The following is a 14,173-nucleotide window of genomic DNA, read 5'->3' as shown; positions in this document are numbered from 1 at the left end:
AGAAAGACCGACAATTCGGGACAGGGGGCGACCGACAATTCAAGCCAGGGAACGTGCCGCTTGTCGTGATTCGCACTTCCAGGAGCGTTCAGGGGGCAGTCCTTTATCTCCCGGTGGGGACGCCAGGCATAGGCTCTCAGCGGGGTCCCCCTGCCAGGATGCGCTGGACGAGCCGGGCATCATCGACGCGATAGACGACGACTCTGGGTTGATCCGCGTCGGCTTGCGGCGGCCATTGGTACACCGCTTGGCCGTGCCGGGCCAATTCCTGCGCCTGTTCCCACTGGGGCAAGCGCGAATGGGGCGAAACCTTCCCTTCCTCGACCACCACCCAGGTCCTCTGAGGTCGGCCACGATATTCAGTGGTGCGATAGAGCGTGCGGCCAGCATACCATTCGGCCCAGCAGAACGGATCGACCAGCCAGTCCTGATCGTGCAATTGCCCGGCCAGCCACAAACCGGCGTGTTTATGCCCCTCGCGATGAGCATGGAGGGGTTGAAGAGTTTGGGGCAGAGCTGTCACCACGAGCATACTAGCCAAACCCGTAGGCATAAGATGCGGCCAGATGACTAGATGGCGTATGGCAGGTGCTATACTCAACCATCGGCCCAAGGCAGGAAGGCTGGTGGCGGCAAACAAGCAGCCCAAGCCTGTCACGAGTAAAGTATGCCGTTCCGAGACGTAGCCAATCCGCATGGCCAGATACACCAACAGGCCAAGATAGAGAGATGCCACAGCCAATAGGAGCAGGGTTCCCGGTTCGCCCCATTGAAGCCGCCGATACTGGCAGGCCACTCCCAGAAGCGCCAGAAGGGCCACGGCATAATGCAGACTCTTGAGCATTTCCTTACCGACGGCCTGCATGGCCCACAGGCTGCGCCGGCTCTGATCATTCTGTTGCGGATTCCACCACTCCGCCCAAAGGCAAACGCCATGATGCCTCCCCAAGCCCTGCGAAAGAGGTTGCCCGCGCCAAATCGGGGGCAATTGATCGTCAAAAGGATTGGTCAAGTGTTTCCCCGTCGGCTTATTGGTCAACTTGCCGATCAGAAGCATATACGGCAGACCAAAGGCGGCGACCCCCACCGTCAGAGCTGCCACCCAACCCAGGCGGTAGGCCAGCGGCCGACCCCGCCAAGTTCCCAGAATGATCAGGCTGAGTGGGAGAACCAGCAGCACTCCTTCGGGGCGAACCAGATACGCCGCTCCGATGGCTCCACCACTGATCAAGAAGCGGCCCACCGTAGGACGCCGTACCCCCCAGACCCCCGCGGCCAAAGCGATGCTCATGAACAGTAGATACAACCCTTCCGAAACGCCATCGCTGGTCACATGGGCGGGGACGGGCAATACCTGGAACAACAACGTTCCCACCGCTGCCACCCAGAAGCCGAAAAGCATTCGCCCCAACAAATACAGGGGAATAACGCACAAAACGGCTGCCACCCCGTTAGCGTATTGGGCCGCCTGAAGAGCACGTTCAGCCAGCGACCCCCCGGACACCCCGCGGAGGGTTTTCTCCACACACCAAATGACCAGGGGATAACCCGGCGGTTGCTCGGCTGTGCGGATCACCTCGATCCGGCTGCGCCGTTCCGCCCCCTGCCAACCCGCCTGTGGGTCCGACAGGTTCAAAGCGATCCGTGCGTAGCCCAGGCTGTCCCGTGCCGGTACTGCTGTGTGATGGATCAGCCAGAGGTGAACGGCTATAGCGATCAACAACAATACCGCCAGTGCCGCGTAATCCTTCCCCTTCAGTAGAGGGCGAACCGCGGTCATTTCTAGCCGTCCTCCCACCTCCGCCACCGCACCGGATGATAGACTCACTGGCTGCATGTTGTAGCGAATCATGGCCCATCCTTGCCCTAAACGCCATTCATCCGCGGACCTAGGACATTACGGCAGGCTCCCCCATCGCGTCAACAGCAGCCTGCATCTCCTGCGGACTGGCTCTCGTGGGCCGGTTCTGATTCAGCGGCTCCCATATTGCTTCCAGGGGGAGTCGTGACTGCAACAACTTGCCGAGGCCACACGGATAACTGCCAGGACCAAATGAGCTAATGGTATAGGGCAAAAGAAATCGGGTCAAAGAGCACGTCCTACAACTTCCCAGGAACGACAACCTCATCGGCGATCAGCCGCCGCCTGGAGGTCAGCGAATGATCAGAAATCGGTCGGGAATCGACTGGAAGAGAGGAAGTGGGAAAGGTTAGCCGTCCGTCGGAGAAGATAGGGAACGGTGTACCACCGCGGACTCTTCAGTGCTCTGAACCTTATTGGTCCTTCAACTCCATATCCAAAGTCGAGGCAATGGAACGCAGGAGGGGAGCGACTGGCTTTTGTGGTTGTTGATACCCGACCATTGTCTCCACGGCCTGGTAGCCCATGAGGACGCCCAGGAACATGAAGGGCAGGGCCAGCAGAAGGAGGATAGCCGGCAGCGGTCCCCACGGCACCGGTTGGTACGGAGCGGCGGCGACGGCGGCTAGCTCTTCCTCCGGCAAAGTTGTGGGTACGCCACGCAGTGCTTGCGACGCGGACGGTCCCTCTTCCAGCTCTGCCTCGGCTAGATCCACCTCTGCCTCCGCAAGCTGCTCCTCCGACGTTTCCTCCACGACAACTTCGGACAATTCCCCTTCGGCGATGTCGGTGTCGGTTTCCAGCGCGACGGCTTCCGAGGCTGACCCGCTCTCTTCCAGCGGCGGCACCTCGAAGTCCGTTTCAAAAATGTCCCCCTTAGACTCCTTCTCTTCTTCGCTAGCCTCAACGATCTCGCCGAGTTCTTCGAGCACGGCGTGTTCCATACTCGCTCCGCTGCCGGACGAGTCGTCCAGAGTCAACTCGAATTCGCTATCGGAGTCCGGCGCCGTGCTGGGCTTGGAGGTCAGGCCGCTCAGTTTGATTCCGGAAGCCGCTGTGTTGGAATCCAAGGTCAGCTCGAAATCCAGCTCTTCGTCGCTGGGTTTCTCCTGGGCTGGTTTGGGTGAGGCGGCGGAATCTTTCTCTAAGGAAATGCCACTGTCCGCCGGCTGGCGCAAATTGATGCCACTTGCTCCACGGGCCGGGCTAGCGGGGGCCTCTTGACCGAGCTTCACCTCATCACTCGCATCCGCGTTCAGATTGAGTTGGAAATCATCGCTGTCGGAATCCAGGCTCAGCTCGAACTCGCTGCTATCACTATCGGAGGGCAAGCTCGCAGCCGCTTCTGTGGCCAAGATTTTGCCAGAGGAAGGAGCAGGAGGAACCAACTTGGAAGAGCTTGCCCCCCGGATAATGGCACTCTGGGAACTGATCACATCCACATCGATCTCTTCGGTGGGCACGGACGCGTTTTTGTCCTGCGCGCTAGACGTCCTCCGGTCCGAAGCCTCCAAGCGGACATCGCTATCGGGTTTGCCCTTCGATTTGTCCAACGGGACTTCTTCCTTGGACAGAGAGAAAATGTCAGCGTCATCGCTGGGAGAGGAGGACGGGGATGTCGAGCTGGAATGGAGGAGAGTGGGAACACGGAAATCGTCCGAGTCCAATTCTTCCCTACCCGTCATCGGCGCGAGCATCAGTCCCGGATCACTCGCAGCGCCGAGTTGCCGCGCTAGCTCGTCTACCGCGCTGGCCTTGAATCGGAGCGTCGCTCCATCACGAATCGGCGTAAGAATCTTGAATGCGGGGTCCGTCTTGAGTCGCCGCTTCAACTCGTCCGGTGTGATCCCCAACCGTTCCGCGGCTTCTTCCAAAGTCAAGTGCACAGCGGCCATAGGCTGGCCCTCATAGATTGCAAGTGTCTTGGCGGCGACCACCTCCCTGCTTGAACCTCTCACCGCCCGTTGTTTGCGTTTTCCCAACTCCGTTACTACCCCATTATAAACACTTCCGGCACGGGCACAAGCCGCGGTACACCGTCCAACCCTCCCTGTTGCTTGCGATGCGGTGAAATTGCCGATCCTAAGGGAGAGAGGGAAGAAAACAATGGTACCAATCCGACGCGATGGACTAGCCGGAATATACCACTTCCGCTTTCTATCCCATGCTGACCAAGAAAAAACGGACCTATGCCCGTGAGGGGCTTTAACGGGAGCTTTGGGGGAAGGTGTTAAGACCGTTGTTCCCGCGGCCAATACCACCAGACAATTAGCCAAGCCAAGGCCGGAGCCAAGCCGATCACGGCGAGCACACTTTCGTAGGAATCCGTCCAGGCGATGATCCACCCTTCTAAGGGGTAGATCAAAGCCAAGGATACATGGGCGGAGGCTCCGAGGAAGCCGGAAACCTTGCCCTGATGTTGCAGTGACAAGTCTTGCGATAGGGCGAAGTAGGTCGGGAAAGCACCCATGGCACCGAAGGCGACGAGGAGCAAACCCACAAGCAGAGGCGTCCCCTCCGGCAGCCAGGGGATCAGGAGAGTCGCAAGGGTGGCGATGGACGCCAATCCCAAAGCGACGATCCGGGCCTGACTGACCGGCATCCCCCAGCGGCACAGCACGAGGGTCAATCCGCCTAGGGTCCACGCCCCAATGTCGGCCACGAGGTAGTAAGCTGTGGTAAGTTGGCTCATCCCAACTTCGCTGTAATTCCTTTGCTCTTGCAGGTACAGGGGCAGCCACGCGCGGTAGCCATGCCAGGCCACGTTGATAGCCACCACCAAAACGAGTAGAACCCAAAAGCGGCGATCCGCCAGGATGAGCCGGAAGGGAGGGGGAGGCGGGGCAGTCGGGAGCTGCGTTCGCTGAGGGGTATGCAACCAACGCCGCGGCACGGTGACAAACCAGAGGACGATCCAGACCACACCGAGAGAACCGATGACGCGGAAAGGATACTTCCAGGCGTCCGCCGGAGCTTGGCTGACAGCGGCATAGGTCCCGCCGGTCACCGCGATGACAGCGTGGCGAAAGCCCTCCTGCGGGTCCGCCGAACGCAACAAGGCCAGTACGGTCAAAGGGGTGATCACCGCCCCCAAGGCCGTACCGCTTTGGAAAATCGAGTTCCCCAGCGAGCGTTCTTCCGGCGGCAGTACAGCCCGTGTAGTCCGGATCCCGCAAGGCCAGTTGCCCGCCTCGAATAATCCCAGGGCAAAACGGCAGGCCAACAGCATCCAAAAGTGCACCGCAAAACCGGTCAGCACGCCGGCCAGCGACCAGCCCAACACCATGATGGGATAAACCCAGCGGACACTGATACGGTCCACCAGAATCCCTGTCATCACCGCGCCCAGAGCAAACGCCAGCGAGAAGGCACTTTCCAAAAAGCTGTATTGCTGATGGGACAAATCGAAGTAAATCTTGATGCGCAAGGCCAGTTGATTCAGGGCGAGCCGGTCCATGTAGTTGATAATCGTGGCCAGCATGAGTAGCAGGCACACCCACCAACGCCAGGGAGAACGAAGCGAGGATTCAGGGGCAGTCATGTCCGTCTCGCTAGGAGTCAAAAGCGATTGCTTCCAACGGCAACTGGGCAGGACTTTCGAGGTTGAAAGAGGTTGCGCACAGGAGTCCGGCCCCGGTGATGTTTTGAGGGAGGATACCACCTGCCGAAGGAGTCGTCGCGACCCCTGCGCCGCCCGCCACTCTTTCCGTAGTATAACTGCGCAATCTCTCTGGATACATGAACCAGTGCATAAACCTAAGCAAACAATTTCCGCAGACAATCGCAGGATACTCCCCGATGAGCACGAGTATGCAGAGTAAACCGGGAATTAGCCCAGTGCATCCCTTGGCCCGCTGGGCGTTCACCCTATCGCTGATGGCACTCATCCTCGGCTGGTATGGCTCTCTCCATGCGGAAAAGCACATTGCAGGCAGCCCGTTGCGCCAGGCTCGCGGGAGTGCCGGTCTGCCGGCGCAACCGAACAACTGGTACGAGCGAGTCGTGGACCGGCTGGAAGTGGCCCTGTTCGGCACGCAAGTGGACCGAATCGTACTAGCGTGGACGGAACGCTCTCGCGTGGCTCGCTACTCCCTCCAAGCTGTGGCCTTCTACCTCCCAGGCATTTTGGGGTTGTCGGCTGTCTGGATGGGAAGCCAGGCTATGGCAGTCATTGAACGCCAGCGGGGGCGTTACTCCGGGAACTTCCACAGTGTGTTTGCGATCATGATCGGCGGTTTCGCAGCGATCATCTCCGCCTGTATGATCTTCAGTGTGCATCTCTGGCCGTGGATGCCACAGCTTTACACCTGAGAAAAACAGAACGAACAGGAGTCGTCGGAACAGTCCAAACCTCGGTGTTTGCGTCACTCCGGTGTCACGAGGGAGCGGCGTAAGAGGCGAATTTGTCGGGGAGCGAGCAACCGCTTTTGTTCCTGAGGATACCGTCGAAACCAGGCGGCCACGAGCAAGACGCTGTCCACAGTCTCCAAGCGTTTCCCCTCAAAGACGGAGGCATGTGCCGCACGGAAAGCCGCCCGGCAAAGCCGCAACGCGTCAGTCCAGTCCTCAGCGCTCGAGGGGGCAAAGCAGACAGAGCGGACTTGGCCGTGCTGAATGAGATACCAGCGTTGGCGGCCATCCCATCCTTGCAAAGGATAAATCCAGGCGGGACCGGAGCGAGCCTGGCGCAGCAGGCGCAAGCGAGCATCCAGCCACTCCAAGGCCAGCAAGCGATCCCGCAGAGCGAGGGCTTTCTCAAAGTGCAATTGTTCGGCGGCCTCCTCCATGCGGCGGCGGATTTGTTTCAGGAGGCCCGGATCACGCCCGTCGAGAAATGCCCGCAATCGTTCGACAGCGGCATGGTATTCCTGGCGGGTGCAGGCCGCGACACACGGGCCGAGACAGTGCCGCAGCTCCCAACGCAGGCAACCGGGCGAGAGCGCTTCGGCGAATAATTCTGCTTGGTCGCGAAAATGCAAAGGGATGCGGCTGGAGCAATCCCGCAGTCCGAACCAGTCATTGAGTCGGCGAACTGCCTCCTCAGAGCGGCGGCGTAAGGAGAGGGGACCGTAAATGGCCAAGGCACGGGCGGGCGGCTTCGGAGTCACCACCAGGAACGGAGCGGGGGGCGACGTAAGACAGATGTAGTGATAGCGTTGCCGCCCAGGCCGACCGGAGACGTTGTACCGCGGCAAAAGGGTTTGAATCAGCTCCAGCTCCCGCAACAGGGCAGCCAATTCATCACCGCTACTCTCCCAGACCAACCGCCGTGTCTGGTCGATGATTTTCTCAGCTTTCGCAGGGCGACTCTGAGGCCGGAAATAGCTCAAAAGACGCTGCCGTAGATTCTTGGCTTTCCCCACATAAAGCAATCGTCCTTGCGCGTCGTACATACCATAGACGCCGGGATAGCGAGGAGCTTTCGCGCGGACCTCACGTTCCAAACGCCGGCCCCGACCGGAACACAGGCCCACAAGCGGTTTTTCATCGGGAGGACGAAAGCGGCTCGGTCCAAATCCCGGCTCTCGATCGGATGCGATGGAAAACAGAAAGTTCCCTTCCATGGGTTTAACCCGATCTCAGTCGCCTGCCGGGGTACCGCCATCCCGCGCTGATAACGCGGATGACCCTTCCTCATTGTTACCATTTCCCGGCGGAATTTCCACTAAGTCTATCATTCCCGACGGCACCCTCGGATTCCGGTGCCTTCGAGCGGCCCTCTCTGCGGCGAACGGAATAGTGGAAGGCGTGGGAGTTCTCGTGGGCCATCCTCTCCCACGCGGTAAAGAATCGCTGAGGTTGTACGGCTGACAGTAGGTAGGGCGGTCGGGAGGTTTTAGCAGGCGATAGGCATGTTTCACCGCGAAATCAGCAGGACAGATGCTGTTGAGACCAGCGGCGGCGGCGTTCCTTGGCGCCGGTGAGAATCCAATTGCGGATAATCGCCAACTCTTGGGGTGTCGGACGCTTTCCTTCCGGAGGCATGGACATGTCTTCAATCGTGGTGTAGATCGCGCTCTTTTCAGGCTGGCCGACCACGAGAATGGGAGCACCGCCGCCCTTCATGATGGCCGCCACGGTACGCAGGTCCACACCCCCTTTGGGTTTGCCGCTGCCGGCGCCGTGACAGTTGAGGCAGTAGGTGCGGAAGATGGGCAGCACGTCCTTTTGGAAGGAGACCGGCGTCAGGTTTGCTGGCGGTGGCGGTGACGCCTCTTTCTTGGGCGGAGGATCGGAGTTTTTCGGCGGCGGTGGATTTTTTGGGGGTTGAGGCGGAGGGGGAGGCGGAACGTTGCTGGCCACTTCATTTTTGGGAGGTGGAATATCCCCCGTTGTGCCGGAGGAACCAGACGAAGTGCCCTTCTCGTTGCCGTTAGGCGGAGTCGGCGGCAGTGTGGGCGTAGAACCAGTCTTGGGGGTCGGCTCCTTGTTCTCCGTCTTGTCCGTGCTGCCGGGTGTCGCAGGTGCCTTTTCCCCGGAGTTGGCCTTCGATTCCGCGCTTGCCTGGACGATGATGGGAGCACGTTGATATCCGGCCACGATGCCGAAGAAAAAACCGCCCGCGATCATTCCGCCGAAGATAAGCCAGGCGTAAAGCTGTCCGTTTTCCGAGAGCGGCTGGTAACCTCCGGAGCGGGGGGAAGGAGGGGCACCTATGGAGAAATCCAAGGAATCCGACTCCGCGTGATTAGCTGCGGGCGGAGGTTGCACCTTCGCGGTTGCTTTGCGGGGCATGGGCTAACCCTCTTAACCTGCTCCAGGGTCCGAGCATCGCTTACGGGCCGGAACGTGATGGGATCGCATTACAGCACCAAGGCCCACTCTCACGTCAAGCCCACATTAGGTTGGACACTTTGCACCCACCTCAGGTTCCGTTAGGGATCTCTTGAGCTTTCAGTAGGACCTCCTTACGAAAAACGCTAGTGCAAGACGATGGATTGGTCAAATCGGTGGATCAGAGTCGTCAGCGACCTCCTCATAGGAGGGAGGGAGAAGGGAGTGGGATGAACCTAGAGGGGAAGGAGGGGAGAAGCCCTGGGGAGGGCAACCGGCATCGAGGAAGCTTTGCAGAATCATCTGAGCGGCGACGCGATCTCGGCGTTGGCGGCGCTGCTTGTGGGTGAGGCGGGCCTGGATCAGGACGGCTTCTGCCGCTCCGGTGGTAAAGCGTTCATCCCAAAAGACGACAGGCAAAGCTGTGACGTGGGCCAGCCAGCCGGCGAAGTCGCGGGTCTCTTGGGACGAACGACTCTCCCGGCCATCAGCATGGAGCGGTAAACCGACGACGATCCCCACCGCTCGCACCTCGGCGGCCAAGTGCGCGAAATGCCCGGCGTCTGCCAGAGGATCACGCCGGACGTATGTTTGCAAAGGTGAGGCAATCCGCCGTTCGGGATCACACATGGCGACCCCGATCCGGACCGCACCGTAGTCGATGCCGAGCAGCACGCCATGCGGAGGAAGAGCAGGGGAGGGGTTGCGTTCCTGCGGCACAGATTCCACGGTGATAACCTCAACGTCTCACGAAAGCACCGAACATCCGGCTTCAGGGAATTCGGCTATAGATACCGGCTATAAATACTTGTCCAGTCCGCGCTTTTTCAGGGCTTCGACCAATTTTTTGACATCGGCTTCACTTTGGCGTGTGGTGACCAGAGTGGCCGCACCACATTGTACGATGACCAGATCGCGCACCCCCAACGTTGCGATCAAGTGCCCGGCATCGCTAACGATAACACACCGGGAGGTATCGACGCCGCAGTGGAGTCCCTGCACGGTGTTGCCGTCTCCATCTTGGGGGTTGTGGCGCTCCAGAGCCAGCCAGGAGCCGACATCATCCCATTGGAAGGGCGCATGGACCACGAGAACCCGCCCGGCTTGTCCGGCATCTTGCATCACGGCGTAATCGATGCTGATACGTTCCAAATTGCTATAAAGCGACTGGAACACGGCGTCACGCTGTGGGGTATTCCAAGCGGCAGCAATCTCGCGCACTGCCGCATGCAAAGCTGGTCGGCGCTGCGCCAACTCATCCAGAATAGTCTCAACCCGCCAGAGGAAAATGCCGCTGTTCCAGAAATACTCCCCGCAGGCCAGGAATTGTTCCGCCGTGGCAAAATTCGGTTTTTCCCGGAATTCACGCACTTGCGAGGCGTACACTTCCTGCCGCGTGCCCAAAAGTTCCCCCCGGCGGATGTAACCGTACCCCGTGGCGGGATAGGTCGGCCGGATTCCGAACGTGATCAACCGGTCCGGATAATCCCGCAGGAATTGCACCGCGGCATGGACGGCCCGGCGGAATTCCTGGACCGGCTCGATGATATGGTCGGCGGGAACAACGAGCAGTGCAGCCTGAGGATTCCGGCGGCTGACCAACGCGGCTCCCAACCCCACACAAGCCGCCGTATCACGGCCTGACGGTTCGCCAATCACTTGCTCGGCGCCCAGCCATTCCGCTAACTGTTCCACGGCTTGAGCACGATGAGCGGCGGAAGTGATCACCCAAGTCCGCTCCGGTGGGATTTGGGCGGCTAACCGCTCCACAGTCTCCTGAAGCAAGGTCCGTTCGCCGCGAAAGCGCAGGAACTGCTTGGGATGAGACTGCCGGCTGCGGGGCCAGAACCGCGTCCCTCCTCCCCCCGCCATCACCAACGCATGCAATTCCACAGCTTCCATGATCGACTCTGTCGGTCCTCAACTTCGGGTGAAACGATGTTACTTCGTATCCTCACGCAAGTAAGTCGGACCTGTCAAGCGGAAGCCCGGAGGGATCCGTTGCATCACTTCCTCAGCACTCAGGGCAAACAGAGGCGATATTTCCACCGGCCAATCCTGCACTGGGACGCCGGCTTGGAGCAACCAGCGGCGGTGAAGTGCCACCATTGCTTGCTGGACCGTCAGGGGCGAATCCGGCCCTTCGGCGTTCTTCAGGGGGGCGAATTCGTCCGAGCGGGGGGTTTCCATCAGCAGCCACTGGCGTGCGTGGGGCAGGACATCGAAGATGAATTGCTCGAACTTGAAAGCGTTGGGGGTCGGGGGTGTCACCCATTGGCCCGTATCCGGGTCGAAGTGGGCTGCCACCTTATGCGCCACATGCAGCGGCAATTCCCCCAAGCTCAGGACACGTTGCAGAAAGTCCCGGCGGAAAATATGAATGGCGGGGTTCCCTGCGGCATAACGCAGTCGCCCGTTAGCTTCCCGCTCCTGAGCGAGTTCCGCCGGCAGATCGCTGTACTCAATCAACACGCATCGGCCCTGGTGGCGGGCAAAAATACCGACCTTTTCCTGCGGTTGGTCTTTGAGCACGACTTTGGAGGAGACCTCAGCACGGGACAGTACATGCCGTCCCACAAACCCGGGATCGCAGACCCGCACCAGAGGATTGTCCACTTGGAAGTAAAAAATGTGCTCAATACCCCGGCTTTCTAATTCGTCCAGCAAACCATGTTCTGCCAGAGCGCTCAGGGTGCCGCCGTGGCCGTTGGGACTGAGGAGAAGCTGGCCAGGAGCCTCCAGGAGTAGCCGGCGCGTTCGGGCACAGACGACGGGCATCGTCCCTTGAAGGAAGAAGCGGACTTGGTCACGGGCCAAACCGAAATAGCTGTGCCGCTCGAAGAACTCGCGCGTTGCGGCATCCGTCGCGGGACTGGTCATGATCAGCCAGGGAAGCGGCTGGCCGTATTGCCGCGATAGCGCCGCGATTTTCTCGGCATGAATTTGGAAGAGGGACGCACGGGAGAGCGGACCGATGGGGAAAGTCCCTTTGGGTTGATCGGTGCCCAAGCGAGTGCCTTGTCCACCGGCTACCACGAGGGCCGCGATCAGGCCTTGGCGTAAGGCCGCTTCCCCGGCGGCGCGTTCCTCCGCAGTCGCCACTGCAGGTGTCCAGGGTGCCGGTTGCAACTCTTGCCAGGAGAGGGAAGGGGCAAGCTTTGCTCCGGAAGCGGCCAAGCCTAGGACTTTCTCCCAAGGTACCTCGGTTAACTGTCGGATCAAACCGGCTCGCTGCACGCCGCTGAGCTTCTCCCAGCCGTAAAGCACATGGAGTTGGTTCTGCCGTTCCAATCGCTCTCGCAGGTCTGCCGGTGCTTCCCGCATGTGCCTAACTCCTCCCTCGGAGAAAATTTTACCGGCTTATCGGAGAACTCTTAGAGTGCTGCCCGCTGCCTGTCAGTTACTTTTCCTTGAAAGTCCAGTTACTCTCAGCTAAAAGTCAAAGCTCAGCCCGTCGTAAGCCGGGGCAATATGCGGGGGGAGTTGGCGGATCAGAACGTCGTAGTCCATCGCGTGGCTCATATGGGTCAGGTAGGCTTGCCGTGGCCGAACCCGCTCGATCACACCTAGGGCTTCCTCTAAGGAAAAGTGCGACGGGTGCGGTTTCCCCGGACGCAAGGCATCCAGGATCAAAACATCCAGTCCCTCTAGGAGGGGCCAACTCCGGTCCGGTATTCCGCTGACATCGGTGCAGTAGGCCATATTGCCGATGCGGAATCCTAACACGTTGAAGCGGCCGTGGTGCAGGGGAATCGGCGTGACCCACTCCTCCAAGACCCGGAACGGTTCCGTGGCGATGCGGTGAAAGATTAGCTTGGGTAACACCCCCGCGGGCAACTCTTCCCCCGCCGGATGGAAGGCATAGGCAAAGGCCTGGCGGATAACTTCTTCCACTTCGTCGGTGCAGTAGATCGGTAACGGGCCTTTCAAGTGGAGGGGAAACAGGCGCACATCGTCGAGGCCGAAAAGATGATCAGCATGATAGTGGGTGTACAAAACCGCGTGGACCAAATCGACCTGCTCCCGCAGCAATTGCAAGCGCAGCTCCGGTGTGGTATCGATCAGGATATTTCCCTGAGGCGTGCGAATGAGAGCGGAAGCCCGGTAACGTTGATTGCGGGGATTGGATGAACGGCAGACAGGACAGGAGCAACCAATGACGGGAACACCCACCGAGGTGCCGGTGCCGAGAAAAATGAACCGCCGTTGTCCCCGTCCGAATGCATCCACACGGTCATTTCATCAGGGGCAGGTATCTCCGACAAGACGGGCAGCTACCTTCATCAGGGTTTGACCATGCCTGTGGGAGTCCCCCCCGCTGGTGTTCCCGTCCCTTGGGTCTTGAGGCGGTTCAGGGCGGTAGACGCCGCTTGGGCCTGAGGCGAACCGGGAGCCAGGCGGACCACGCGCTCGTAACAAGCGATGGCTTCGGCCGTTTGCCCTTGAGCTAGCCAGGCCTCGGCCAAGTCGAGGGACAACTGCACGGTTCGCTGCTGCAATTGTTCGCAGGCACGGGAGAGATATTGGGGATGTTTTTTGATCTCCGCCGCCAGTCGCCCCGCTTCTTGGGCCTCCGGCTGGCCGGGGAATCCGCTTTGCAATTGTTCGCATTTGAGCAGGCAATCGTAGTACTGCTGCCGTCGGAAATCCTCCCGTGCCGCGGCGAGAAGTTCCTGAGCACTGCGCTGGCGTAACTGCTGCTGGACCTCCGTTCGAGCCGTCAGGCGTTGCATCTGCTCGGCCGCACTCTCCGCAGCGGTCGTCCCGGCGTAGCGCCGGACGACTTCGCTCAAAAGTTCTAGCGCTTCGCGGGTCTGGCCTTGAGTTAGAAACTCCTGCGCTTGTTGCTGTTTCTGAGCGGCCTGCTTTTCAATCTGTTCGAGCAACTGCCGGGCTTTGTGAGCGACCGGTTGATCTCTGGCTTCCCGGCTCACCTGGCGCAACAAAGCGATGGCCCGCGGATAATCCCCGCTGGAGAGCGCTTGAGAGGCTTGCTCAAAATCCCGCGCGGGACCTTGAGGCGTATGGACGGCCAACAGCGTCCGCTTGCAATGTTCCTCCAACCGCTGGCTGTCCTGGTATCCCTCGATGAAGGCATGAATTTTGCCATCAGGTCCGGCGAGTACGATCGTCGGGTAAACTTGCACGCGCAGGGCACGGGCTAGTTCCACCTCCCGCTGCGCGTCGATTTTCAAGGGAACGAAATGCCGCTGGAGGTGAGCAACGATTGACGCTTCCCGCAAGGGGCCATGTTCCAGTTTGCGGCAATAAAAACAATGTTCCGTCCCGATGATCACAAAGAGCGGCAAGCCCTTCTCCGCCGCTTTCTGACGTGCCGCATTGTAGTCCGTTTCCCACCGGACAACCTCAGTGGTGTTGCGAAACCATTGCGGCCAAGCGGAGGAGGGAAGAGCGATGAGGAACCCCAGTGTCACGGTAGGCCAGAGGGGCCGGTGCAGGATTTTCATACAACATTCCTCGGTGTCAAACTGTCGGGGTGTGTCATTCCTTGAGCCGGTCCGTCCTCCGTGTAGGCAT

At 59.9% G+C, this 14,173-nt stretch carries 11 protein-coding genes; 1 reads left to right on the top strand and 10 read right to left on the bottom strand.

Features of this window, described 5'->3' with window-relative positions:
• Window positions 1-136 precede the first annotated feature (136 nt).
• The 3 genes from H0921_RS00610 to H0921_RS00600 all read right to left on the bottom strand — a co-directional run bounded on the left by H0921_RS00610 (window position 137) and on the right by H0921_RS00600 (window position 5,402).
• The gene (locus tag H0921_RS00610) at window positions 137-1,852 is read right to left on the bottom strand and encodes a glycosyltransferase family 39 protein (RefSeq protein WP_194536093.1); all 1,716 of its coding nucleotides are present in this window, start codon (window positions 1,850-1,852) and stop codon (window positions 137-139) included.
• A gap of 422 nt (window positions 1,853-2,274) precedes the next feature.
• Complete coding sequence (locus tag H0921_RS00605) at window positions 2,275-3,756, bottom strand: helix-turn-helix domain-containing protein (protein ID WP_194536092.1); 1,482 nt, start codon at window positions 3,754-3,756, stop codon at window positions 2,275-2,277.
• A gap of 335 nt (window positions 3,757-4,091) precedes the next feature.
• Window positions 4,092-5,402: an MFS transporter gene (locus tag H0921_RS00600; protein WP_194536091.1), complete on the bottom strand. Its 1,311-nt coding sequence runs from the start codon at window positions 5,400-5,402 to the stop codon at window positions 4,092-4,094.
• Between the two features lie 257 nt (window positions 5,403-5,659).
• Here H0921_RS00600 and H0921_RS00595 point away from each other — a divergent pair, with 257 nt between their 5' ends.
• On the top strand, window positions 5,660-6,172 hold the full coding sequence (locus tag H0921_RS00595) for a hypothetical protein (protein ID WP_194536090.1): 513 nt from the start codon (window positions 5,660-5,662) through the stop codon (window positions 6,170-6,172).
• A gap of 53 nt (window positions 6,173-6,225) precedes the next feature.
• On the opposite strand, the gene H0921_RS00590 is transcribed toward H0921_RS00595, so the two are convergent.
• From H0921_RS00590 to H0921_RS00560, 7 genes are all read right to left on the bottom strand, one after another.
• On the bottom strand, window positions 6,226-7,335 hold the full coding sequence (locus H0921_RS00590) for a GIY-YIG nuclease family protein (protein WP_194536089.1): 1,110 nt from the start codon (window positions 7,333-7,335) through the stop codon (window positions 6,226-6,228).
• 394 nt (window positions 7,336-7,729) lie between these two features.
• Entirely contained in the window at window positions 7,730-8,596 is an 867-nt protein-coding gene (locus H0921_RS00585; protein ID WP_194536088.1) for a c-type cytochrome domain-containing protein, read from the bottom strand.
• A gap of 207 nt (window positions 8,597-8,803) precedes the next feature.
• On the bottom strand, window positions 8,804-9,364 hold the full coding sequence (gene ruvX, locus H0921_RS00580; RefSeq protein WP_315851815.1) for a Holliday junction resolvase RuvX: 561 nt from the start codon (window positions 9,362-9,364) through the stop codon (window positions 8,804-8,806).
• 69 nt (window positions 9,365-9,433) lie between these two features.
• Complete coding sequence (locus H0921_RS00575) at window positions 9,434-10,537, bottom strand: mannose-1-phosphate guanylyltransferase (RefSeq protein ID WP_194536087.1); 1,104 nt, start codon at window positions 10,535-10,537, stop codon at window positions 9,434-9,436.
• 39 nt (window positions 10,538-10,576) lie between these two features.
• Entirely contained in the window at window positions 10,577-11,959 is a 1,383-nt protein-coding gene (locus H0921_RS00570; RefSeq protein WP_194536086.1) for a UTP--glucose-1-phosphate uridylyltransferase, read from the bottom strand.
• Between the two features lie 108 nt (window positions 11,960-12,067).
• The gene (locus tag H0921_RS00565; protein ID WP_194536085.1) at window positions 12,068-12,865 is read right to left on the bottom strand and encodes an MBL fold metallo-hydrolase; all 798 of its coding nucleotides are present in this window, start codon (window positions 12,863-12,865) and stop codon (window positions 12,068-12,070) included.
• Between the two features lie 53 nt (window positions 12,866-12,918).
• Window positions 12,919-14,103, bottom strand: a complete 1,185-nt coding sequence (locus H0921_RS00560; RefSeq protein ID WP_194536084.1) for a thioredoxin family protein — start codon at window positions 14,101-14,103, stop codon at window positions 12,919-12,921.
• Window positions 14,104-14,173 lie beyond the last annotated feature (70 nt).

Origin of the sequence: Thermogemmata fonticola, from assembly GCF_013694095.1 — a bacterium.
Classification (GTDB): Bacteria; Planctomycetota; Planctomycetia; order Gemmatales; family Gemmataceae; genus Thermogemmata; species Thermogemmata fonticola.
The sequence above is the reverse complement of the archived record's forward strand: the minus strand, read 5'-3'. Positions and strand labels throughout refer to the sequence as shown.

What these genes read in the sequence shown, in the direction of transcription:
- H0921_RS00600 (WP_194536091.1), bottom strand. Translation starts at nt 5,402, where the DNA reads ATGACTGCCCCTGAATCCTCGCTTCGTTCTCCCTGGCGTTGGTGGGTG.
- H0921_RS00595 (WP_194536090.1), top strand. Translation starts at nt 5,660, where the DNA reads ATGAGCACGAGTATGCAGAGTAAACCGGGAATTAGCCCAGTGCATCCC.
- H0921_RS00585 (WP_194536088.1), bottom strand. Translation starts at nt 8,596, where the DNA reads ATGCCCCGCAAAGCAACCGCGAAGGTGCAACCTCCGCCCGCAGCTAAT.
- H0921_RS00575 (WP_194536087.1), bottom strand. Translation starts at nt 10,537, where the DNA reads ATGGAAGCTGTGGAATTGCATGCGTTGGTGATGGCGGGGGGAGGAGGG.
- H0921_RS00605 (WP_194536092.1), bottom strand. Translation starts at nt 3,756, where the DNA reads ATGGCCGCTGTGCACTTGACTTTGGAAGAAGCCGCGGAACGGTTGGGG.
- H0921_RS00560 (WP_194536084.1), bottom strand. Translation starts at nt 14,103, where the DNA reads ATGAAAATCCTGCACCGGCCCCTCTGGCCTACCGTGACACTGGGGTTC.
- H0921_RS00570 (WP_194536086.1), bottom strand. Translation starts at nt 11,959, where the DNA reads ATGCGGGAAGCACCGGCAGACCTGCGAGAGCGATTGGAACGGCAGAAC.
- H0921_RS00610 (WP_194536093.1), bottom strand. Translation starts at nt 1,852, where the DNA reads ATGATTCGCTACAACATGCAGCCAGTGAGTCTATCATCCGGTGCGGTG.